Source organism: Streptomyces sp. GbtcB7 (assembly GCF_019091445.1).
GTDB classification, from domain to species: Bacteria; Actinomycetota; Actinomycetes; order Streptomycetales; family Streptomycetaceae; genus Streptomyces; species Streptomyces mirabilis.
Genome location: NZ_JAGXJM010000004.1, coordinates 128508 through 149992 on the forward strand (window position 1 = coordinate 128508; position 21485 = coordinate 149992).

The window sequence follows — 21485 nt, forward strand, 5'->3', positions numbered from 1 at the left end:
CCCCGGCCGCCGTTCAGCGGGATAGCTAGCTGCATACACGTCAGTACGCCCACCCCCACAGTCAGAGGCGAACCTTGAAGCGAATCATGGCCGTTTACGGAACCCGTCCCGAAGCGATCAAAATGGCCCCCGCTATCGAGGCACTACGCGAATCGGCCGACTTCGAGTCACTGGTCGCGGTCACCGGGCAGCACCGGTCGATGCTCGACCAGGTGAACCGGCTGTTCGGCATCGTGCCCGACTACGACCTGGACATCCTCACCGCCGGACAGACTCTGACGGACATCACCAACCGCACGCTGCACCGGCTCCAGCCGGTTCTCGAGAAGGAGCAGCCGGACGCGGTGCTCGTCCAGGGCGACACCACCACCACGCTCGCCGGTGCGCTGGCCGCCTTCTACCAGAGGATCCCCGTCATCCATCTCGAGGCGGGGCTGCGGACGCGAAGCAAGTACTCGCCCTACCCGGAGGAGATGAACCGCCGGCTCACCACCCGGCTGGCGGACCTGCATCTGGCGCCGACTTCGAGCGCACGGCAGAATCTCCTGTGCGAAGGAGTCGAAGAGAAGTCGGTCGTCGTCACCGGCAACACGGTCATCGACGCCCTGCTGAAGACCCTGGACCGCACTGCCGGCCAGGTGTCCGACCCCACCGTGGGGCTACTGGAGACGGACTCCCGGCGAGTCCTCCTTGTCACAGCACACCGCCGTGAGTCCTGGGGCGAGGGCATGGAGTCCATCGGTGGCGCCCTCGCCTCACTGGCCGCGCTCCATCCCGACCTGCTGGTGGTCTTCCCCATCCACCGCAACCCGGCGGTACGGGCCGCCATCCTGCCCAAGGTCGCGGGACTGGAAAACGTGAGGGTCGTCGAGCCGCTGGACTACGAGGGCTTCGCTCATCTGATGAACCGTGCGCACCTGATCCTCACGGATAGCGGTGGTGTCCAGGAGGAGGGACCGAGTCTCGGCAAGCCGGTACTGGTGATGCGCGACGCCACCGAGCGTCCCGAGGGGGTGGCCGCCGGCACCGTGGCGCTCGTCGGCACGGACGCTGCGCGCATCGTGGCGGAGGTGACGCGGTTGCTCCGAGACCCCAGGGCGCACGCGAAGATGGCGCAGGCGGTGAATCCCTATGGTGACGGGCTCGCGGCGGAACGCGCGGTTCAGGCCCTGGGACACTGGTTCGGACTGTGCGAGGCGCCGGCGGACTTCGCCGGTACGACGGTCACGGCCGCCACGACGACGACCGCGGACGACCTCCCGGCGCAGTCGCGTCGGCCCGATGCAGCCGCCACCGACCTCGAAGCGGACGGGCTCCGGCTCTCCCTCTCGAACAGTGGCAGCAACCTGTAGGAAGGCCGCACTGAAAAGCGCCGAGCGCGTCCGGAGAACGGGGCAGCCGTCGTCGCCGTGGGGCCGCGCTGCTCGCGGAGCCGTCACGACGGTGTGGCCGCCGTACGGCACCGCCTGGTAAGCGGTCGCGGCCCGAGCGCCCCGAAGCTGCCCGTGCCCCGCGGTACGGGCAGCAAGGTCCCCGACGGCTTCAACGGCGACGGCCAGCGTGACATCGTCCCCACTCTCGACCGCAGTCCCGAGGCCACAGCAACCCCAGCGGGCTCCTCCAGGGACATGACGAAAGCAGGGCCCGAAGACCCCGCCCCGAATCCGCAAAGCCTCAGCGCACGAGCCTCAGCTCACGCGTCTCGGCTGACGGCCACACGAGGCAGTACGGCTGATGCCCCGCTCATGCAACCGATGCGAGAAGTCCTGCCACTCGTGCAGCGATTGGAAGAGGCGGGGGCTAACCTGGGGTTTCTTGGTGGGATGTTCGTCGACCAGGGGAAGCACCTCTCCGCAGTTCTCACAGGTCTATGGAGTTTCCCCGGCGCCTGTGCCCTGGATGTACCCTCGCGGCCGTCCAACGCAGCGCATCCACAAGGGCTTTGCACGGGGCCTTGGCATCGTCGAGGGCTCGGCGGCACACGTCATCGGTGAGTACTTGGGCGGGCGCTCGACCTTGGGCCCGTGCGGCTCTCACCTGCTGCGATGGTCTGCAGGTGTGCGCGCTTGTCCGCCGCTGTCCGTGGGCGTTGTCACGCAGTTGGACACGCAGTTAGACACGCAGGCACAGCCAACTGCCCAGGCTGCTGGCTACTCGTACCTGGTGGCCGCACGCAGGGCCCGAGCAAAGAAGTTCCAGTCGCCGTTGGCGGGCAACTCGCGGCCGGCGTTGCCGTACCACCCGTCTGCGTCGTCGATCCATGCGGCCAGAGCCTCCAGGAAGCCGCCGAGATCTCCGTTGTCCCACGAGTTGCCATCATCGACATAGCTGCCGCGCAGGGACCGAACAAACGATGCCAAGTCCTCCCTGCTGTCGACGTGGTCAGGAGAGGGGCTCATGCGCGGACCTTACTGGAGCGCCGCTTTGTAAGGGCGGCAGTGCGAGGCAGCGAAGGCGCGCGGGTCACCCGGGTTCGGTGAAAGCCCAGCTCAGCGGTGCATCTCGACTGCGGCGAACCGTCGTTGACCGTGATTGACCGCACGATGTGGCACGGCTATGGCACGTGCCAACTGCCGCGTCAGCCTTCGGCATCATCCGCCGCGCCGCTCAAGACACAGACATGTTAAGAGCCAACGGTCGATCATGAGGCGGGCTTCACGACGTGTTGGCGACCGGCTCGCGCGATTCGGTCTCTGGCCGGCGAGACGGCGGAACTGTCACTGTTCGCCCGCCGGGCGGGCCCTGCCGCAGCCACCGCTGCGGCGTGTGCCGCCGCCACCACTTCTCCGCGGGCTCCTCCACCGCGGAGTACAACGCCCAGGCCAGCACGATGACGACCATGCACATGCCGATCAGCGCGAACAGCGTGCCGTTGTTGTCGGGCATGCGGCCCCACTGGTAGATGGCCAGCCGGCTGATCGAGTGGTGCAGGAGGTAGAAGCAGTACGACCACAGGCCGAGCTGGACCATCAGCTTGGCGTTGAGTACGCCGCGCAGTCCGCGGACCTCGCGCTGGACGAAGGCGAGGATGATCAGTGCGGCCAGGACCGCGACCACCGGCCGCATCAGATAGTCGAGCTGCGCGGCGGCCCCCGCTGGCAACAGGGCCTTGCCCTGGTAGTAGCAGTAGACGTAGGCCGCCAGCAGCACCACCGGCAGCGAGGGGTGCAGCGGCAGCCGCCAGCCGCGTTTGACCGCGAGCGCGACCGTCATGCCGAGCAGGAACTCCGGCAGGTAGACCACAGGGTGGCGCATCACCCAGGCCGCGTGGGCGGGCGAGTAGTGGGTGGTGGCGAACCAGTCCACGGCCCACATTCCCACCAGTCCGCCTGCCGTGACCGACCCGAGCCAGCGGGTGCGCAGCCTGACCGCGATCCGGCCCAGCAGCGGGAAGAGGGCGTAGAAGAGCAGTTCGACGCTGAGGGTCCAGGTGACCTCGTTCCCGGGGAGGGCCGGGGTGACGTTCGGGGACCAGGTCTGCACCAGGAAGGCGGAGGAGATCAGGCTGGGCCAGCTGATCGCGAGGTGCGCCGCCGTGTAGTAGGCGTAGGTGCCCAGCAGCAGGGCGACCAGGTGGGCGGGCCATATCCGGCCCACGCGGCGCCAGTAGAAGGCGCCTGGGTGCTCGTTCGGTTTGAAGACCCAGATCATCAGGAAGCCGGACAGAACGAAGAAGAGGCTGACGCCGTTTCCGCCGAACTGCGCGTAGGGGAAGATCAACGGCGCCCGTCCCAGTCCGGTCTTGCCGCCGCTCCCGGTGAAGTGGGTGGTGAAGACCGCGAAGGCCGCGAAGAAGCGCAGGCTCGTGAGGGAGTCGAGGCGTTTGGGGAGAGGTGTCACCACCGTCCGTATGCCTGGCAAAGACATGGGGTTTCGCCGTAGCCCTTCGGGGGTCCGCCAGTAACCGGGGCATTGTATGACCACTGACGCAAGGCTAAGTAAGCAACAGGCTTCGGCAGACAGCGATGGGGTGTCGTGTCCTTCCCTGACCGGGTGGAGCCCAGCTGACACCCAGGGCACCCCAGGAACGCGATCAGGGCCGGTCTCCCTCGGCAGGAAACCGGCCCTGACCTGCTGCGATGGTCCGTGGATGTGCGTGGTTGACTGCGGCTGTGCGTCGACGTTGTCACGCAGTTGGACACTCACGGCTCCTGCTCGCTATCCGGATCTTGCCCTTGCGCGTTGGTGGCAGGCGCTGATGTCAGACGTCAGTTACTGCTGTTCAGCTCCTCGGCGTCGGAACAAGAGCCGGGTTCCGCGCATGAACAGGATGAACAGCGTCCGGGCAACCATGAAAACCGTGGTGAGCGCGAGCACATGAGCAACCACGTCGGAGATCGTGATCCCAGGGTCGGGTATGTCGAGGAGCCGCGCTAGCTCTGCGATCGCTACGACCAGCCCGAACATGAACGGCAGCCATTCCCAGTGAGTCCGTGAGCGCGACATCACGGCAGCCTGCCGCTTGCGTCGCCACCGACGAGTTCCCAGGCTGAGAATGACGCTCAGGGCCATCATCGAAACGGGTCCCCATAGATCCCCCCAGTGAACGGTGATCTGCACGGTTCCTCCCCCTTGCGACTCTGAGACCTGGCCAGATCGGCGGTGAGCCTATCGCGGGACCAGTGGAGTGCTCACGGGCGAGTCAAGCGCCCCAAGCGTGAGCAGTAGCCGAAGAAGTGACTCGCTAAGTCTCTGACCAGGGCGCGACTTGTTGATCAGTCGCCTGAGCTGTTGCTATGCCGTCAGTGGCTGTCGTCATTGGTCATCGCCGAGCACCCTCGCACGGCCCGTGGACGGCCCTGGTGGGGGTGCTTTGCGTGTGCTCGGAATGAGTGCGCTTACCAGAGAGCGGGCTCGTCGTCATCCGTGTCTGGGGCTGGTAGGGCGGCGGCCAGACCGTCCGGAACGTCCAGTTTGTAGCGTGCTGCAATGATCCCAATTTGGATGCCGAGCGCCCCCCGAAGTTCTCCGAGGGCAGTAGCGACCAGCACTGCGCGGGTCTCATGGGGCCAACGCGATATGCGGGTCTCACGTATCTTTTGGACCGACTCGATGCATTGCGGGGCGTCGTGAAGGGCCTCGGGGATTCCTCACACTGTCGCCAAGACCCTGCGATCTCCCAGGTACACCAAGACCTTGTTAGCGACAGCCCGCCGGGGTAACGGAACGTCCCAATCCATCCCGCCCAGCGGTGTGCTAAACCCCTTGATGCGTCGTAAAACATCCCCCAATTTCATAATCGCCCTCATGCCGGGCCGGCAACGCTACGCGCACACTCGGCTACGAGATCGGCGGAGTCTCAATGACTGAATTCAAACGCTGCCGACTGCGCTGCTCGATGCGAACTAAGCGCGCGACGGTCGTTGAGGGTCGCTTGGCTGGTCAGCAGGGTCGGCAGGGTTCTCAGTCGGTTGCCCCTGGTCTGCCGAGTTGTTGTACTTCGCTGCTGCACAGAAGCGTCCTTCGGCGCACCGGGTGGTCTGCCACGCCCGCAGCGTCAGTCTGGAGCGGGGGGTCTTCCTCGGCGATTCGGTGCTCCCGGTGGACAGCCCACCGGGAGCCGTGATTCCCCCGGCCCGGGTGGTTCGTATGCACCGGCATCCGTTCCGGGAGTTCACCGAGTTGCCCGCCGTCTGGAGTGCTGTCGTCGAGCTCGAGGGCCCGGACCTGTCCTGGGTGCAGCTTGAGGCGAAGCTCCGGGCGGTCCCGCCGGCAACCGGCACGGAGCAGGGACAGGCGGGCTGAGTACCGCCTTCGCCGGCCGCCGACCAGCCCGGTTCTCCCACCACTGTACGAACGACCTGGACGCCATGGGCCGCGCCTGCTCGGCTCTGCCTGGGTCGACGGCGTACGGGATGGGAGCACCCAGCGCATGCCACGGCGGACCCGCGGCCGGGAACGGCTCTCCCTCCATCCCGGTGTCGGCCGATCCCCCGCCGGAGGCATTGTCCTGGCCGTGGACCGCGCTATGCGGTGATCGACTCATGGCCCTCGCCCTACCCGCATGTGGGCGCGCGCCGGCGCAGCCCGCGCGGAGCGGGCCGAAGGCAGGAGCGGCACGCGGAGCGGAGCCGGGAAGCGCGCCCGGCGAAGCGGGGTGCAGCCGGGGCTTGATGATGGAGAGAAGGTTTTGTCCCGCTGATCCTCAACGTCGTCATGAAGCATGCGATCCGGCGGCGCGTCCTGCGGACCAACCCCCTCCCAAAGGGAAGGGAGTCAACGGCTGTCACCAAGACCAGCAACGCCGTGGGCGACCGGAGGAAGCCGTAGCCATGCGAGTGAAAGACGTGACGCTTCCCGGCCCCGACGATGGGGACCAATGGTGTGAACTCCTGATCCACACGGCGACTCCGGAGGTCGGCAAGCAGTGGACCGACACCTGTTGTTCCAGGGGGAGACGGGCGGCGTTCTCGCGGGTTCGGTCATCCGCCGAGCGTGGCGCAGTGCGCGTAAGGCCGTCTTGCCCCCCGCACGTCTTTGAGTCGCCCACGGGGAGGCGGGCGTACGACAACCGGCACACGCGCCTCACGAAGTGGCTCAACGACGGGATCCCGCCCGCCCAGGTGGCCGAATGGGCCGGGAACAGCGTGCCGGTGCTGCTGGCCACTTACGCTCGGTGCGTCGAGGGGCAACTGCCTGACCTGAAGAGGCGCCTGGAGGCCGCGGGGGATCTCCCCGAGCTGCCCGACGCACACTGAGGCTTCTCGCCGAGAACTTCGATACGTATTCGACACGGCCACCCGCGAAAACCCGGTGACAGCCGGACAGCCCCGGAACCTCCCCTTGATCGCCGGGGGGGGTGTTCGGGGCTTCGCCGTGTCGAGCAGAACCCGCCCTGACCAGCAAAAAAGCCCTCCCGATGGGAGGGCTCTCAGTGGCGCCCCCGGCAGGACTCGAACCTGCGGCCAAGCGCTTAGAAGGCGCCTGCTCTATCCACTGAGCTACGGGGGCCAGGTGTGGTGGCCGGTTTCGTGGTGCCCGGGTGTGGGCCGATCCGTGACCTTGCCGGGGACAAGGATAGGGCTCCCGGGTCCTTGTCCCTGGCGCTTCGCCTCCGTGGCTCAATGTGGAGGTTCAGTGAAGCGGTCCTGATAATCGCAGGCAGGTACGAATCGTGCACCGCTTTTGGCGTCTCGCGCATCGGGTGTTGTGCACTCGTTATGCCTGCGCCCCAGTCGTCCCTTCCGCCCCGTGTGTCCTGTCGGCGCGCAGACATAGCCATATGCTTCAGAAAGCCTCCAAAATTGGGCATTCTTCGCATGTGGTGACCTTGGACGTACGGCCTCAGCTGCTCGACGCACTCTCCGCCCTGCGCGACCGTGTCGCCGCCGCACGCTTCCCGCTGCCCCTGGCTGGGGCTCCACGCGCGCGTGCCAACCGCGACGAACTGCTCGCACAACTAGACGACTATTTGGTGCCCCGGTTGAGGGAGCCCGAAGCACCACTTCTCGCCGTGATCGGCGGGTCGACGGGAGCGGGGAAGTCCACTCTCGTCAACTCCCTCGTCGGGCGCCGGGTCAGCGAGGCCGGCGTCTTGCGGCCGACGACCCGGACGCCGGTACTGGTGTGCCATCCGGAGGACCATCACTGGTTCAGTGGAATGCGGGTGCTGCCCGACCTCACGCGCGCGTGGGTGCCCCACCAGGAACCCGGCGACGACCTTCAGCCCCTCATGGAGCGCGGGGAACGGGTGCTGCGTATCGAAACCGCCGACACCCTCCCCCGGGGCCTCGCCCTGCTCGACGCGCCCGACATCGACTCCCTGGTCGCCGACAACCGCGTACTCGCCGCCGAACTGATCTGCGCTGCCGACATCTGGGTCATGGTGACCACGGCCGCGCGGTACGCCGACGCCGTGCCGTGGCATCTGCTGCGTACCGCCAAGGAGCACAAGGCGACCCTGGTGACCGTTCTCGACCGGGTGCCCCACCAGGTGGTGTCCGAGGTCTCGCGGCAGTACGGCGCCCTGCTCACCAAGGCGGGGCTCGGCGAGGTGCCCCGCTTCACCGTGCCGGAACTGCCCGAGTCCGCGTGGGGCGGCGGCCTACTGCCCGCCACGGCCGTCGCGCCGCTGCGCACGTGGCTCGTCCACCAGACGCAGGATCCCGGAGCCCGGCACGCGGCGATGGCCCGTACGGCCCAAGGAGTCCTCGACTCGCTCAAGGCCCGGCTGCCTGAGCTCGCCGGCGCGGCCGCCGCGCAGTACGCGGCCGCGCTGCGGCTCACCGCCGCCGTCGACGGGGCGTACGACAGCGAGCACACGCGTGTGAAGGGGCGTCTGCAAACCGGTGCCGTGCTCTCCGGGGACGCGCTCAAGCGGTGGCGCGCCTACCCGCTCGACTGCACCGCGGGTGAACTGCTCGACTCGCTCGTCGAGAGCCTGGCCGCACTCCTGCTGTGCGCCGTCACGGCCGCCGACGAGCGCGTGGACGACGCCTGGCGGCGCGAACCGGCCTCGGGTGCTCCGGGGCTGACGGACCGTGATCCGACGCTGGAGAGCGCCGAGCACCGGATCGGGATGTCCGTACGACGTTGGCGACGGGTCCTGGAGGAGTACGCCGAGGACGAGGTCGGCCGCCTCGACAAGAGCGTGGCACCGGACGCCGAGGTCATCGCCGCACTGGTGGCCACCGCGCTCCTGGGCGGCCACAGGGCACGCAACGCGGGCGAGGGGCTCGCCGAGCGGCTCGGCGCGCACGGCGCCCTGCGGCTGCGCGAGAGGGGCGGGCGCCTCCTTGCCGAGTACCTCGACAGGGCCCTGCACACCGAGCGCGAGCGCCGTCTCGCCCCGCTCGACGCCCTCGACGTGCACCCAGAGCCCCAGGCCGAACTCATCGCCGCGCTGTCCGTACTGCAGAAGGAGAGGTGACCGCGGTGACTGCCGTCACAGACCACACGGATCACGCCGACCACACCGGAGACGATTCCCCCGAAGACGGCACGTCCGATCACGGAATGTCCGATCACGACGCGTCCGACCGCGGGGGCGCGTCCGACCAGGGAAGTTCCGAAAACGGCCGCCCTGAAGCCTCTCGTTCCGAGGCCGACTCCCCGGAAGCCTTCGCCACGGAAGCCGCGGACGGCGAGCCCGCCGCCGGGGAGGCCGCGATGGAGGCTCCTCTGGAGTCCGTGACGAAGGCGCAGCCGGAGGGGGAAGCCAAGGCGGACGCGCAGACAAAGGCGGAGACAGAAGCGAAGACGGAGACAGAGGACACCGACAGGGCCCAGGAGGTCGCCTTCGATGCCCCGCGTGGCGGCGCGCACACACGCGTGAAGGACAACGCCGGGCACACACGGGTGAAGACCGACGACGTCGGTACCCGTGCCGAGTCGGAGACCGCCTGGGACGACGGGCTGATCGCCCGCCGCGTGTCCGAGACGGCCCCCGGCCAGGAGGCACACGCCCCGTCCCTGGTCCTGGAGACCAAGACCGCCGTACAGGCCCCGCCGCCCCCGCTCGCGTACGACGGACCCCTGAGGTCGCGCCTTGACGCGCTCCGCGAGCTGGTGGGGTTGTCGCGCACCCGGCTGGACAGCCGGACGCTCGCCGAGGCGAGCCGGGTCCTCGACGAGGCGGCGGCGCGCCGCAAGCTGTCCGGTGAGCACACCGTCGTCGCCATCGCCGGGGCCACCGGCAGCGGCAAGTCGCAGCTCTTCAACGCGCTCGCCGGGGTGGCCATTTCGGAGACGGGCGTGCGCAGGCCCACCACCGCGGCGCCCATCGCGTGCAGCTGGAGCGACGGCGCGGCGACCCTCATCGACCGGCTCGGCATCCCGGGACGACTGCGCAGACGTCCCCTGCAGAGCCCGGAGGCGGAGGCGCAACTGCGCGGCCTCGTCCTGGTCGACCTGCCCGACCACGACTCCGCGGCCGTCCAGCACCGCGAGCAGGTGGACCGCATCCTGGCGCTCGTCGACGCGGTCATCTGGGTCGTCGACCCCGAGAAGTACGCGGACGCCATGCTCCACGAGCGGTATCTGCGGCCCATGGCGGGCCACGGGGAGGTCACCTTCGTGGTCCTCAACCAGGTGGACCGGCTGCCCGGCGAGGCCGCCGACCAGGTCCTCGACGATCTGCGACGACTGCTCGACGAGGACGGGATCGCACTGGGCGAGTACGGCGAACCGGGCGCGACCGTGATGGCGCTGTCCGCGCTCACCGGGGACGGCATCGGCGAACTGCGCGAGTCGCTCGGCCAGTTCCTGGCCGAGCGGGGCGCCGCCGCCCGTCGAATTTCGGCCGATCTCGACGCGGCCGCCACGCGACTGCGTCCCGTCTACTCGACCGGGCGGCGTACGGGGCTCAGCGAGGAGGCGCGCGACGAGTTCGCGGACCGGCTCGCGGACGCGGTGGGCGCCACGGCGGCCGGCCAGGCGGCCGAGCGCGCGTGGCGCCGCAACGCCAACCGCGCGTGCGGCACCCCCTGGCTGCGGCTGTGGCGCTGGGTCCAGGACCGGGGGGACTCGACGACGGGCCGGCTGTCGGTACGGGCACCCGCGGACGAGGAGGCCACGGCCCGGCAGCGCGTCGAACAGGCGGTGCGTACGGTGGCGGACCGGGCGGCCCGCGGGCTGCCCGCGCCCTGGGCGCAGGCGGTGCGCGAGGCGGCCGTGCGCGGTGCGCAGGGGCTGCCGGAGGCGCTGGACGAGATGGCGACGCGCGCCACGACACCGGTGGGGCGGCCGCCGCGGCCCGGCTGGTGGCCGGTCGCCGTCCTCGCGCAGGCCTCGATGACGATTCTTCAGATCATCGGCGGGCTGTGGCTGCTGGGGCAGATCATCGGGTTCATGGCGCCGAACCTCGGGTTGCCGGTGCTGCTGATGTTGGCGGGCATCATCGGCGGCCCGGCCGTCGAGTGGGGCAGCAGGATGGCGGCGCGCGGACCGGCCAAGCGCTACGGGCTCGAAGCGGAACGGCGACTGCGCGAGGCCGCCGCCGGGTGCGGGAGGGCGCGGGTACTCGATCCGGTGGCGGCGGAGCTGCTGCGGTATCGGGAGGTACGGGAGCAGTACGGGCGGGTCACAGGGGCATCGGCGCCGGTCGGATGACGAGGAAGCGCTCCACGGGCTGAAGTGCCTCCACCCCTTCGGGTGACGCGGTTGTCCACAACCGGCCGGTAGCACACAGGGCTCAGCGGGCCCGGCCCGACGAAGGCAGTCTGAACTCGCGGCGATCGCAGCACATGCGAGCGCCGCGACAGACGCATTCGTACGGGAGAGGGGTCGGGCATGAACGAGACGATGGTGTGCGCGGTGGGGAACGTGGCGACGCAGCCGGTCTACCGAGAGTTGGCGAACGGCGCGTCGGCGAGGTTCCGCCTGGCGGTGACGGCGCGGTACTGGGACCGCGAGAAGAGCGCCTGGACGGACGGGCACACCAATTTCTTCACCGTGTGGGCGAACCGCGCGCTCGCCACCAACGTGGGGGCATCGCTGTCGGTGGGCGATCCCGTCATCGTGCAGGGCAGGTTGAAGGTGCGTACCGAGGTACGCGAAGGACAGAGCTGGACGTCGGCGGACATCGACGCGGTGGCCATCGGCCACGATCTCTCGCGCGGCACCTCGGCCTTCCGGCGCCCGAACAAGGAAGGGGACACAACTACGTCCCCCCGGTCCGAGCCCAACTGGGAGACGGAGCCGGAGAGTCGTTCTCTGGACGTCTCCCAACAGCAGCCGGAACCCGCCGGAGTGACGTGACGTCAAGTACGGAATCGCCCTGGCCGGGCGACCTGACCGAACTGCGGCTTATCGACAAATCCGTTCCGGACAGTCCTCATTGATTTGTCGATAAGCGCAGCTCACAGGCTCGCCGACCGATAACGATTCCGATTCGGATCGGTTATCCGACGGCAGGACCGGGAAGCGCGGTGCGCCCACGTCCTTAGGATGCCGGGCATAGCTCACGGGGCTTCTGATTCTGCTGGCGGGACCGTCCCCCCATGTCAACGGGTCCTGCTCGAAGGGGAATTCTGTGTTTTCTTCGTTCTCTGCGTGGTCCGCGCGCAGGCGAGGGGCCGCTCGCCTCGCCGCCGCGACGTTGGTGTCGGGGCTCGTCGCCGCGGGGGCGTTGGCCACCGCCGGTGCGGCCGCCGCCGACGATGCCCCGCAGAGTCAGGGCGGCGCGACCGCGACCATCGGCGGTCTGAAGACGTACGGGGCCGCGGTGGTCCACGACAACGGCGTGGACCAGCAGGTGTCCGCCGGTCTGTTCGAGATGTCCGTCGACGGCGGCGGCATGCTGCAGACGTACTGCATCGACCTCCACAACCCGACCCAGCGGGACGCCCAGTACCAGGAGACCTCCTGGAGCGGCACCTCGCTGAACGGCAACAAGGACGCCGGCAAGATCCGCTGGATCCTGCAGCACTCCTACCCACAGGTGAACGACCTCGCGGCGCTGGCCGACATGGCCGGTGCGCACGGCCTCACCGAGCAGGACGCGGCGGCCGGCACCCAGGTGGCCATCTGGCGGTACTCGGACGGCGCCGACGTGGACGCGCTGGACCCGCAGGCGGAGAAGCTCGCCGACTACCTGCAGAAGAACGCGCGGAACGTGGCGGAGCCCAAGGCCTCGCTGACCCTCGACCCGCCCGCGGTCTCCGGTCACGCCGGCGAGAGGCTCGGCCCGATCACGGTGCACACCGACGCGGACAGCGTGACGGTGACGCCTCCCGCGGACGCCGCCGCCAGTGGGGTGAAGGTCGTCGGCAAGGACGGCAAGGCGATCACCTCGGCGACGGACGGCAGCCGGCTCTACTTCGACGTGCCGAAGGACGCCACGGACGGCTCGGCGGCGCTGACCGTGCAGGCGTCGACGACCGTGCCGGTCGGCCGGGCCTTCGCCTCGGGGACCCGCAGCCAGACACAGATCCTCGCGGGCTCCAGCGAGTCGACGGTCTCGGCGACGGCGACCGCGAACTGGGCCAAGGAAGGCGCGATATCGGCGCTGTCCGCCACGACGAACTGCGCCAAGGGCGGCGTCGACGTCACGGCGACCGTCACGGGCGACGCGCCGTTCACCTTCGAGCTGATGGGGGCCGAGCACACCGTCGCCGCGGGCAAGTCCCTGACGGTGACGGTCCCGCTGCAGGAGGACCAGGCGTACGACTTCACGCTGACGGGTCCGAACGGTTTCGAGAAGCACTTCACCGGCATGCTCGACTGCAAGACACAGGGCAGCGCGAGCGACATCACGACCCAGACCGTCGGTGAGCCGAGCCCGGCCCTGGCGAGCGCCGACTCCACCGGGGGCACCAACCTCGCCGAGACCGGTGGCTCCGGCGCGACCCCGGTGATCGCGGGCATCGCCGTCGCCCTGGTCGTGATCGGCGGCGCGGCGGTGTTCCTCCTCCGCAAGAAGAAGGCACCGGCGCAGAACTGAGCACAGCGGCACCGCACCTTGGCAACTCAACAGTGAGTGACCGCAGCACGGTGACTCCGTGAGCCGCGGCCCCGGCCCGCCGCCAGGCGACCGGGGCCGCGTCCCTTTCCGGCCGCGCCCGTCAGGCCATCGCGCCGACCAGCTCGCGCCGCTCGGGCAGTCCACAGCGTTCGGCGTCGGACAGCGAGGCGATCAGGGCGCTGCGGGCACGGGCCACGCGTGAGCGGACCGTACCTATGGGGCAGTCGCTCACCAGGGCCGCCTCCGCGTACGGCAGTCCGAGGAGCTGGGTCAGCACGAAGGCCTCGCGACGCTCCTCGGGCAGTTCGGCCAGAAGTTCGTCGAGTGCGATGCCGTCGTCGAAGCCCGGCAGGCCGCGCGGCTGGGCGCGTTCGGCGGCGAGCTGCCAGTCGTCGGAGTCGGCCAGCCGGGGCCGGGCCGCCGCGGTGCGGAAACTGTCGATCACGGCCCGGCGCGCGATGGCCAGCAGCCAGGTACGGGCCGAGGAGCGGCCCTCGAAGCGGTGCAGGCTGCCGAGGGCGCGCAGGAAGGTGTCCTGGGCCAGGTCGTCGGCGGTCTGCGGGTCCGCGCCCAGATAGGTGACGTAACGGCGTACGTCGCGGTGCAGGGCGCGCACGAACTGGTCGACGGCGTCGGGGTCACCGGCGCGGGCGGCCAGCGCCCAGGCCGTCAGCGACGCGTCACGTGAGGTGGGCAGGGCAGGAGTGGTCACCTGGTGTCCTTCTCGGGTCATCCGGGATCCGGACCCGGCGCGCGAGGGCGGCCCGAGGGTCCGGTGAGCGAAACCGGCCGCACGAGGGCGTGCGGCCGAGGCCCGGGGCGCACAGGGGCGGCCTCGGGGAACCGGCTGTCTTCAGACGACAGCGGTCCCGGCGGGCGGACCCCGAGAGGTGATCGCGTGGACGAGAAGGAGCCGGCGCGGCGCGCGGGCGGAGCGGTCGCGGCGGACGCGCGGACGCGGGCGGCTCACCGGCGCGGGTGGCCCGAGCGGCAGCCGCAGCGGGGCTGCCAACAGACCGGCGAGGGCCCGCAGGACACGGAAGACGGCGCGCTCTCCGTGCGCGAGCCAGAGGCCGCAGAGCAGGGCGGCCAGCAGGTGGGCGGCGAGCATGCCGAGCGAGGACGACGTGCCGTCCGCCGCGTGACCCAGGTGATCCATGGCGCCCATGTCCATGGCGTCCATGCGTGTCGAGTCCATGGGCACGGAGTCCGGGGACATGGAACTCATGGACATGGGACCCGTGGGCATGGAGTTCATGTCGTGGCCGGTGAAGACCGAGGCCGCCGCGCCCCACACTCCCAGGGAGCCCGACGACTGCGCGAGCGAGAACACCGAGTGGAGTACCGCCTGCGCCGCGACCACCGCGGACACGATGAGGGGCAGTCCGCGTTCCCGGCCGGCCAGACACCAGCCCGCGCCGCCGATCACCGCGCCCGATGCGCCCAACGCCCACCAGGGCACCGTGCCGCCGGACATCATCACGTGCCCCAGGGCGGCGAGCAGCACACAGACGACCGCGAACACCGCGGCCCGTACCGTGCGAGAACACCACCCAGCAGTCATGGCGGGCTCATCCTCGCATCCGGGCAACAGGCTTCATGGGAGGGTACGGAAATTTCTCACCCCCCACTCATGCGCGGGCTCAACTCGCTTCGGACGCGCGGTGTTCACGAGCGAGCTGGTGGGGTCTGTCCCGCCGACGGAGGACGAGGTCGGCGGGACGGCAACCGCTCAGCGGGTGGTCATCGACCGGTGAGAGCCGACGGGAGCCGGTGAGAACCGGCGAGAGGTCGCTCGCCTACTCGGAGCGGGCACCCCGGCCGCGCGCGAGGGCGTAGCCGGCCGCGGCCAGGCCCAGGACGCCCACGACCAGTCCGGCGATGCCCAGGCCACGGGCCGTGGAGTCACTGCTCGACGTCGAGTCGGCCGCGACGGCCGGCGCCGAGCTCGACGACGAGGACGAGGCGGAGCCCGACGCCGAGTCCGAGGTCCCGTCGGAACCCGTCTTCGCGTCCTCGGCGGTCAGGGTGAGCACCGGCGCCGGGTTCTCCGGCTCCTCCGCGCCCTTCTGCTCCTCCTCGATCCAGCGGACGACGTTGCCGTCCGAGTAGGTCTGCAGGGTCTTGAAGCTCAACTGGTCGGTGTCGTCGGGCAGCTGGCCGAAGGCGACGTTGAAGTCCTGGTACTGGCCGTGCCGGATCCGGCCGCCGGTCCAGGTGATCTCCGAGACGGCCTCGGTGATGGTGCCGTCGTCGGTCTTGACGGGGGTCTTGAGCTTCGTGGTCGTCACCTGCGCCGTCCAGCCCTCCTGAGGGGTGACGAGCACGCCGAGGACCGGGTGGTCCGTCGGCAGGAAGACCTGCACCTTCGTGGTGCTTGCGGTGTCCTCCTCGTTGGGGACGCGGAAGGTGAGAACACCGTCCGTGGCTCCCTTGGCGTAGGTCTCGGGGTGGACCGTCACATGCGCGAAGGCGGCGCCCGCGGCGGCCAGGACACCGGCGGTGGTGAGGGCGGCGACAAGGCCGGCGCGGCGCAGGGTGGTGCGAATCGGGGACATCAGGGGAACTCCGTACTGGTGGGGATGCGGTCAGGGCGTGTACGCGAGCCCTGCCGGCGGTCCCCGACGGGAGACCGCGTGGCGCAGCAGCAGTTGCCGAAGCGGCCGGGGTTCCCGCGCGGTCCGGCGTACGACGGCCGGCCGGGTCGGTACGGCGGACCACCCCGCGCGCACCCGCCACCAGGCGGCGAGCCCCGGTACGAGCGCCGCGGCCCGTCGCAGCAGGGACCAGAACGCGGCTTCACCGCGCCGCAGCCACCAGGTCGCGAGGAGGGCGGCCACCACGTGGGCGGCGGTGGCGTGCGGTGTCATGGCGTGCCCTGCCGGGTTCGCCATGTGCGCGCCGTGCATGTCCATCGCCATCCGCGGACCGGCCGCCTCGAAGGCGAGATGCAGTCCGGCCTGGGCGGCCAGCATCCCGCCGCCGATCCCGACGAGCGAGCGTTCACGTCCGCCCAGCAGCCAGCCGGCCGAGAAGACGGCGAGGAGCCCGGCGCCGTCCGCCCACAGCGACGGCGCCTGACCGGTGGCGAGCCCGTGCCCCCCGGCGGCCAGCAGTACGCACAGCACGGCGAACACCGCCGCGCGCAGGCTCCGTACCTCTGGGGACGCACTCATGGAGCCCAGATACTGCCATGGCGGGCGAACGGCCGTCGCGGCTTCCCGAGCAGCTGCTTCCTCCGAGGCCGTCCGGGGGCCTCGAAACGCCGCTCGGGCAGGGTCCGGTCGAACCGGGGAGGGAGGTAGGAACTGACATACCGCTTCGCTGTGTCGTGCTCGACGACGATCAGGGCGTAGCGACCGAGGTCGCCGACTGGTCGCCGGTGGCGGCCGACGTGGAGGTCGCGAGCCCGTCGGCTGACCGGCAAACCCCTGACCGCCCGCAACCCGGCCGACCTTGGAGAACCCGACCACCGCGCCGGGACTCACCGTGCTCCTAGGCCGCATCAGCGATCACCCGGGCGATCGGCAGCGCGGAAGTGAGCGCCCTCAACGGCGCGCCACTATCTTCGACATCGCTCCTCCCCCACAGCAGCCTCGCCGCTATCACGCTGTCGCCCTTCGCCCTGTGACCGGCTTGCCCGGCCTCTGAGCACTACGGCGACTCCGCCACGGTCCGGCGTCATCAGTGGGCATCGCGCCCGCCCGTCGCCAGCCGGCTCGTTGCGCCCGAACCACCGGCCCACCCACAGCGGCACGACTTCGACCGGATGGCCCGCAGCCCTGCTTCGATATCCGACTCCATGGCAGTCTCAACGCACCCCGATCGAGCGGTTCACGGACCACCACCCCCCTGATGCAGCATCAGCCCACTGGATTCGAAACGGCCACGCTGACCAGGACAAATGGAGAAGTACAACTGGAGTACTAATCCCCCTCTCCCATGCCGACGTTCGCCCCGGGCACCGTCTTCAGCAGTGGTCCGAGGACGGCGGCCTGAGGGAGCTTCAGGTCCGGCATACCGTAATGGTCGGGGTTGGGTGCGCTGAGCGGAGTGTCCGCGGCCAGCCCCGGCGTCAACGTGGTCAGATCGGCGGCGGGCGCGTCCGCCCCGAGGTGATCGAAGCCGTGCCCGAGGAGGTTCGGAAGGGGCGTGCGCAAACCCGCCCCGGGCAGTCCGGCGCCGACCGGCAGTCGCGGCACCGCCCGGTCGGGGAGCAGTCGGCCCTCGACGTACCGCGGTCCCTCGGGTCCGCCCGGCATCGGCACCGGAAGCTCCCCGGCGATCTTGGGCGTCTGCAGGTTGAGGGCGCGCCCCACGCCGTCCAGAGGTACGGGGACAGGAACCTTTTCGGCCGCGACGGCCGGGGTCACGGCGGCGGCACCCATCGCTGCCGCGACGCCGGTGACGACGGCGGCAAGAGTTCCTCGAGTGGTCGACTTCATCTCAGGTACGGTCCCTTTCAGAATTCGGTGGATCTGCGTCCATACCGGGTAACGATCCTGAGAACGCCTTCAGTTCAAGATTCCCCTGACGGACCAAATAGTCAGCTCGTCCAGAAATTCCACCAGCGGGTCAGGATCAGCATCCCGATGATCCCGATGTGCACGACCGGCAGGACCCAGGTGAATTCTCCGAGGAATCCCCGCAACCAGCCGGGCGCGGGCAGAAATGCATGCCGTACGTTGAACGACGTCACATACCAGAACATGATGATCGTGGCGACCCACGCCAGACAGCACCACAGGCACAGCGAGTTGATCCGGTACAGCGACTGGAACTCCAGCCAGGTGCAGAATCCGACGCCGAAGAGGGTGCCGGCGTTGAAGGTCAGCCAGTACCAGCGCGGATAGGTGGCCCGCGCGAGCAGGCTCATCCCGACGCAGATCACGATGCCGTACGCCACCAGGCCGAGCATCGGGTTGGGGAACCCGAAGGCCGCGGCCTGCTTGCTCTTCATGATGTTGCCGCAGGAGACGACCGGGTTCAGGCTGCACCCCGGCACGAAGTTCGGGTTCTCCAGCAGCTTGAACTTGTCGATCGTGATGACCCACGCGGCGAGCAGACCAGCCGCGCCGGTGATCACCAGTAGCAGGGCGAACGCGCGACTGCCCCCCGCGGTCCGCACCCTCGCGGCGCCGCCCGCGGTCCGTGTCATCAGCCGCGCAAACTGTGCGCGGGCAGGAGTACGTGGGCCGCGCTGAGCAGGATCTCCTCGTTACCCGCGAAGGCCGCCAGACTCTCCGGCTCGACGGGCTTGCCGGGCTCGGCCTCGGGCCAGGCGCGGGTGGCGAACAGAAAGTAGGCGTAGCCCCGTTCACCGACCGCCGCGAGCCACTCGGGCGGCACGACGCACTGAGCGTTGAGGTACGGCATCGTGACGACGGCCTGGCCCGCCTCGACAAGGAGGGTGAGCGGCAGGCTCGGCTGCCGGGTCCCGTCGAGTAGCGAGTCGCCGACGGGCAGACCATTGTTCCGCAGCAACTGCTCGATGGCGGCCGTGGCGGCCTCCGGGCCGCCTTCACCGTCGCCCAGGGAGTAGGCGAGGAGATAGGGCATGTCGCCGTCGGGCACTTCACCGCTGAAGGCAATGACGGCGAGCGTGCCGAGATCGACGGCCCGGAAAGGGCGCGCTTGGCTTGAGGTTGAGGTCACCGCGGAACCTTATCGACGCGCCCGAACGGGCCCGGCCGATTTCTCACCCGAATGGCCGACGGCCAACGGCCGACCACACGAACGGGGGACTCTCCTCGAACAACGCGAAGGGCCGACTCCGCGGGTACGGAATCAGCCCTTTCAGTCCGCGTGCGACGTCAATCGAGGAGGCACGACGTCACTTGTTGTCGCACACGTTCCCAAACGCCGGGTTCAACGCGCCGATGACGTTGACGCTGAGGCCACAGGCGTTCACCGGAACGTCCACGGGGATCTGAATGACGTTGCCGGAGGCGACACCGGGGGAATTGGCCGCCGAGCCCTGTGCGCCGGCATCGGCGACGGCGCTGCCCGCGGCGGCACCCGCGGCCATTCCGGCGGTGGCGAAAATGAGAGCGGCCTTCTTGGCAAGGTTCATCGTCCGTCCTTTCCTTGGTGACTTGCTTCACCCTAGGGATGAGTCCGCAGGCCTTTCGGGAAGACACGCGATGAAGTGAATCCATTTCCCTGAACCGACTGGCTCCGGAGGGAACCGATCAGTTCCGGAGGGGAAGTCCGCCGAGGAGCCGCGCGGGGCCGCCGGCCGCGTTGAGCGCCTTCGTCGTGCCGCTCACGGCGTTGAGCACCGAACTCTTGTTCTCGGTGTCGAGCGCGTTCGACTGATGCTGCAGGGGCTGCACGTCCTTCAGGCTGAGCGAGCGCTGGCTGGCGATGGTCTCCAGTGCGCTGTTGAGACTGGTGGGCGTGAGGTCGGAGGCCTCGACGGCAAAGGCGGGCGCGGCGGCACCAGCGATGATCACGGACCCGGCAACGACAGCGGCAGCATTCAGGGACTTCATCGTGCTCCTTTCTTCGGTGACAGGTGCCACCGGAGGGAATTTCCGCTTTTTCCGGACTGACTAACGAGACCCGGACACGAAGGAAACCCTGTGCAGACGATTCCCGCACCCCACCCGAACGTCCAACCCGCAATGAACAACGTGTGGTCGGCGGCTCGTCCAGGGCCGCGGCCCGGCGCGCCGCCCGGCTCGGGCTCCCCGTGCCAGGGCAGCCGGCGCACCCGCTCGCGGAGGGCAGGGTTACCGCCCAGGACCCCGGCGACGACGTGGACAAGGGCCGTCACCACAGCGTTGGCGGTGCGGAGGACGCGATGCGCCGTGGGGCAGAGTACGCATGGATGTTCCCTTCGATGGTGCGTCGGATCGTGTGCCCACCGTGAAAGCGGATGTCACCGCCTCCAACCGGTAACACGCTCCATGCAGCGTCCGGGAGTTCCTGCCACGGTGGTCGTCACTGACGAGGAGCCATGCAAGGGCCTTGGACCCGCTTCCCTCGATCGGGACAACGCGGACCGGCCGCCCTCCCGTTGGGGAAGGCGGCCGGCAGAAGGGTTGGCGCTGACGTCAGCCGTTGGCGCAGGTGTTGCCGAACGCGGGGTTCAGCAGACCGATGACGTTCACGGTGTTCCCGCAGACGTTGACCGGAACGTGGATGGGCACCTGCAGGACGTTGCCCGACAGGACGCCAGGGGATTGGGCCGCCGAGCCGGTTGCGCCGCTGTCGGCGGCAGCGATGCCGGCGGTGCCCGCCACAGCAGCGGCGGCAACGGAGGTCAGGGCCAGGCCCTTCGCGATACGCGACATGGAGAAGTGCTCCTTGGAATCGTCACAACGTCCGGGCGAGATGCCCGGTGCTGGAATCAACGCGCAGGACACGCACGAGTTGCGCCTCCAAAGGAGTGATCTCACCATCACCGAACTCCACCATTCCGATACATTCATGAGATTTAACCGACAAACGCAGCGAGTGGCTGGAGCCGAAAAACTCCCGCAGCTCCTTGCCAAGGCGATGCCGGAATCAGGCTCGGAATACCGACCTGGAATCAGACCTCGGCCATCCAGCGGGAGTTGGATCCCGTGTAGGACCTGGCACGGTGTACCGGGCCACCTGGAGACCGAACGCCTCATCGCAGCCGGCCACGCTCGTACGAGGGTTACGGCGGCGGGTGCGCGCGGGCCCGGGCGGCGAGCGGGTCCCAGCACCCGCGGTCCGGCACGGGCGGGACGCGATCATGCGCATCCAGGCCGGTGCCAAGGAGGGGAAGGACAAAGGGAACAGCACAATTGGGTGCCGGGCGCGGCGAAGCGTCCGGCACCCAGAGCGTCGTACTACCGGCGGGAGGCGACTCGACCTCGTCGGTACAGGACGGCTCCGCCGACCAGCAGCGCGGCGCCGGCGGCCGAGGCCCCGAGCACGTTCTCACTGCCGGTGTGCGCCAGGGTGGGCGGATTCTCGGAGGGAGAAACGGGCAGGATCGTCTGCCGGACGGTCCGCGAGGGGGTGACGGGTGTCGTCACCGGCGGAACGGTCGGAGGCGTCACCGGCGGGACCGTCGGAGGCGTCACCGGCGGAACGGTCGGAGGCGTCA

The 21485-nt window shown here is 69.5% G+C and carries 20 protein-coding genes and 1 tRNA gene; 6 read left to right on the top strand and 15 right to left on the bottom strand.

The window, feature by feature from the left end; all coding sequences use genetic code 11:
- Positions 1–86 precede the first annotated feature (86 nt).
- On the top strand, positions 87–1352 hold the full coding sequence (gene wecB, locus KVT44_RS08490) for a non-hydrolyzing UDP-N-acetylglucosamine 2-epimerase (protein ID WP_099922586.1): 1266 nt from the start codon (positions 87–89) through the stop codon (positions 1350–1352).
- A gap of 798 nt (positions 1353–2150) precedes the next feature.
- On the opposite strand, the gene KVT44_RS08495 is transcribed toward wecB, so the two are convergent.
- The 3 genes from KVT44_RS08495 to KVT44_RS08505 form a co-directional block, all read right to left on the bottom strand.
- Positions 2151–2399, bottom strand: a complete 249-nt coding sequence (locus tag KVT44_RS08495; protein ID WP_217566581.1) for a hypothetical protein — start codon at positions 2397–2399, stop codon at positions 2151–2153.
- A 256-nt stretch (positions 2400–2655) separates the two neighbouring features.
- On the bottom strand, positions 2656–3840 hold the full coding sequence (locus KVT44_RS08500) for an acyltransferase (protein ID WP_180292991.1): 1185 nt from the start codon (positions 3838–3840) through the stop codon (positions 2656–2658).
- A gap of 372 nt (positions 3841–4212) precedes the next feature.
- The gene (locus tag KVT44_RS08505) at positions 4213–4560 is read right to left on the bottom strand and encodes a hypothetical protein (RefSeq protein ID WP_190168951.1); all 348 of its coding nucleotides are present in this window, start codon (positions 4558–4560) and stop codon (positions 4213–4215) included.
- Between the two features lie 1029 nt (positions 4561–5589).
- Between KVT44_RS08505 and KVT44_RS08510 the strand changes: the two genes are divergently transcribed.
- On the top strand, positions 5590–5745 hold the full coding sequence (locus tag KVT44_RS08510) for a hypothetical protein (RefSeq protein WP_180292990.1): 156 nt from the start codon (positions 5590–5592) through the stop codon (positions 5743–5745).
- Positions 5746–6875: 1130 nt separating this feature from the next.
- On the opposite strand, the gene KVT44_RS08515 is transcribed toward KVT44_RS08510, so the two are convergent.
- Positions 6876–6951: transfer RNA gene (locus KVT44_RS08515), tRNA-Arg, on the bottom strand.
- Positions 6952–7261: 310 nt separating this feature from the next.
- Between KVT44_RS08515 and KVT44_RS08520 the strand changes: the two genes are divergently transcribed.
- The 4 genes from KVT44_RS08520 to KVT44_RS08535 all read left to right on the top strand — a co-directional run bounded on the left by KVT44_RS08520 (position 7262) and on the right by KVT44_RS08535 (position 13381).
- The gene (locus KVT44_RS08520) at positions 7262–8869 is read left to right on the top strand and encodes a dynamin family protein (RefSeq protein ID WP_217566582.1); all 1608 of its coding nucleotides are present in this window, start codon (positions 7262–7264) and stop codon (positions 8867–8869) included.
- A gap of 5 nt (positions 8870–8874) precedes the next feature.
- The gene (locus tag KVT44_RS08525) at positions 8875–11049 is read left to right on the top strand and encodes a GTPase (RefSeq protein WP_308313933.1); all 2175 of its coding nucleotides are present in this window, start codon (positions 8875–8877) and stop codon (positions 11047–11049) included.
- A 180-nt stretch (positions 11050–11229) separates the two neighbouring features.
- Positions 11230–11697, top strand: coding sequence for a single-stranded DNA-binding protein (locus KVT44_RS08530; protein ID WP_217566584.1), 468 nt, complete (start codon positions 11230–11232; stop codon positions 11695–11697).
- Between the two features lie 274 nt (positions 11698–11971).
- Entirely contained in the window at positions 11972–13381 is a 1410-nt protein-coding gene (locus tag KVT44_RS08535; RefSeq protein ID WP_217566585.1) for a Cys-Gln thioester bond-forming surface protein, read from the top strand.
- A gap of 121 nt (positions 13382–13502) precedes the next feature.
- Here the strand turns inward: KVT44_RS08535 and KVT44_RS08540 are convergent, their stop codons facing one another.
- The 11 genes from KVT44_RS08540 to KVT44_RS08590 form a co-directional block, all read right to left on the bottom strand.
- Entirely contained in the window at positions 13503–14135 is a 633-nt protein-coding gene (locus KVT44_RS08540; protein WP_060901944.1) for a sigma-70 family RNA polymerase sigma factor, read from the bottom strand.
- A 120-nt stretch (positions 14136–14255) separates the two neighbouring features.
- Complete coding sequence (locus KVT44_RS08545; RefSeq protein ID WP_217566586.1) at positions 14256–14966, bottom strand: hypothetical protein; 711 nt, start codon at positions 14964–14966, stop codon at positions 14256–14258.
- A gap of 235 nt (positions 14967–15201) precedes the next feature.
- Positions 15202–15960: a YcnI family protein gene (locus tag KVT44_RS08550; protein WP_099922575.1), complete on the bottom strand. Its 759-nt coding sequence runs from the start codon at positions 15958–15960 to the stop codon at positions 15202–15204.
- Positions 15961–15990: 30 nt separating this feature from the next.
- Positions 15991–16578, bottom strand: coding sequence for a hypothetical protein (locus KVT44_RS08555; protein ID WP_217566587.1), 588 nt, complete (start codon positions 16576–16578; stop codon positions 15991–15993).
- Positions 16579–17328: 750 nt separating this feature from the next.
- Positions 17329–17847 (bottom strand): hypothetical protein, encoded by a 519-nt coding sequence (locus tag KVT44_RS08560; RefSeq protein WP_217566588.1) that lies wholly within the window; start codon positions 17845–17847, stop codon positions 17329–17331.
- Between the two features lie 101 nt (positions 17848–17948).
- Positions 17949–18560, bottom strand: a complete 612-nt coding sequence (locus KVT44_RS08565) for a vitamin K epoxide reductase family protein (protein ID WP_190168962.1) — start codon at positions 18558–18560, stop codon at positions 17949–17951.
- Positions 18560–19057 carry a DUF5949 family protein gene (locus KVT44_RS08570; RefSeq protein ID WP_099922571.1) on the bottom strand — a complete coding sequence of 166 codons (498 nt, stop codon included), beginning with the start codon at positions 19055–19057 and terminating at the stop codon, positions 18560–18562. The genes KVT44_RS08565 and KVT44_RS08570 overlap by 1 nt, the downstream gene beginning before the upstream one ends.
- Positions 19058–19235: 178 nt before the next feature.
- Entirely contained in the window at positions 19236–19475 is a 240-nt protein-coding gene (locus tag KVT44_RS08575; protein ID WP_075033820.1) for a chaplin, read from the bottom strand.
- 118 nt (positions 19476–19593) lie between these two features.
- A complete protein-coding gene (locus KVT44_RS08580) occupies positions 19594–19896 on the bottom strand; it encodes a hypothetical protein (RefSeq protein WP_099922570.1) in 303 nt (100 codons plus the stop codon).
- 564 nt (positions 19897–20460) lie between these two features.
- Positions 20461–20700, bottom strand: a complete 240-nt coding sequence (locus tag KVT44_RS08585; protein WP_060900577.1) for a chaplin — start codon at positions 20698–20700, stop codon at positions 20461–20463.
- A 525-nt stretch (positions 20701–21225) separates the two neighbouring features.
- A partial coding sequence (locus KVT44_RS08590) for an LPXTG cell wall anchor domain-containing protein (protein ID WP_217566589.1) occupies positions 21226–21485 on the bottom strand: 260 nt, incomplete at its 5' end.

Excerpts from the sequence above, each read along its gene's own strand:
- KVT44_RS08510 (WP_180292990.1), top strand. The coding sequence starts at position 5,590 with ATGCACCGGCATCCGTTCCGGGAGTTCACCGAGTTGCCCGCCGTCTGG.
- wecB (WP_099922586.1), top strand. The coding sequence starts at position 87 with ATGGCCGTTTACGGAACCCGTCCCGAAGCGATCAAAATGGCCCCCGCT.
- KVT44_RS08550 (WP_099922575.1), bottom strand. The coding sequence starts at position 15,960 with ATGTCCCCGATTCGCACCACCCTGCGCCGCGCCGGCCTTGTCGCCGCC.
- KVT44_RS08585 (WP_060900577.1), bottom strand. The coding sequence starts at position 20,700 with ATGTCGCGTATCGCGAAGGGCCTGGCCCTGACCTCCGTTGCCGCCGCT.
- KVT44_RS08580 (WP_099922570.1), bottom strand. The coding sequence starts at position 19,896 with ATGAAGTCCCTGAATGCTGCCGCTGTCGTTGCCGGGTCCGTGATCATC.
- KVT44_RS08530 (WP_217566584.1), top strand. The coding sequence starts at position 11,230 with ATGAACGAGACGATGGTGTGCGCGGTGGGGAACGTGGCGACGCAGCCG.
- KVT44_RS08575 (WP_075033820.1), bottom strand. The coding sequence starts at position 19,475 with ATGAACCTTGCCAAGAAGGCCGCTCTCATTTTCGCCACCGCCGGAATG.
- KVT44_RS08565 (WP_190168962.1), bottom strand. The coding sequence starts at position 18,560 with ATGACACGGACCGCGGGCGGCGCCGCGAGGGTGCGGACCGCGGGGGGC.
- KVT44_RS08540 (WP_060901944.1), bottom strand. The coding sequence starts at position 14,135 with ATGACCCGAGAAGGACACCAGGTGACCACTCCTGCCCTGCCCACCTCA.
- KVT44_RS08555 (WP_217566587.1), bottom strand. The coding sequence starts at position 16,578 with ATGAGTGCGTCCCCAGAGGTACGGAGCCTGCGCGCGGCGGTGTTCGCC.
- KVT44_RS08545 (WP_217566586.1), bottom strand. The coding sequence starts at position 14,966 with ATGACTGCTGGGTGGTGTTCTCGCACGGTACGGGCCGCGGTGTTCGCG.
- KVT44_RS08495 (WP_217566581.1), bottom strand. The coding sequence starts at position 2,399 with ATGAGCCCCTCTCCTGACCACGTCGACAGCAGGGAGGACTTGGCATCG.
- KVT44_RS08560 (WP_217566588.1), bottom strand. The coding sequence starts at position 17,847 with ATGAAGTCGACCACTCGAGGAACTCTTGCCGCCGTCGTCACCGGCGTC.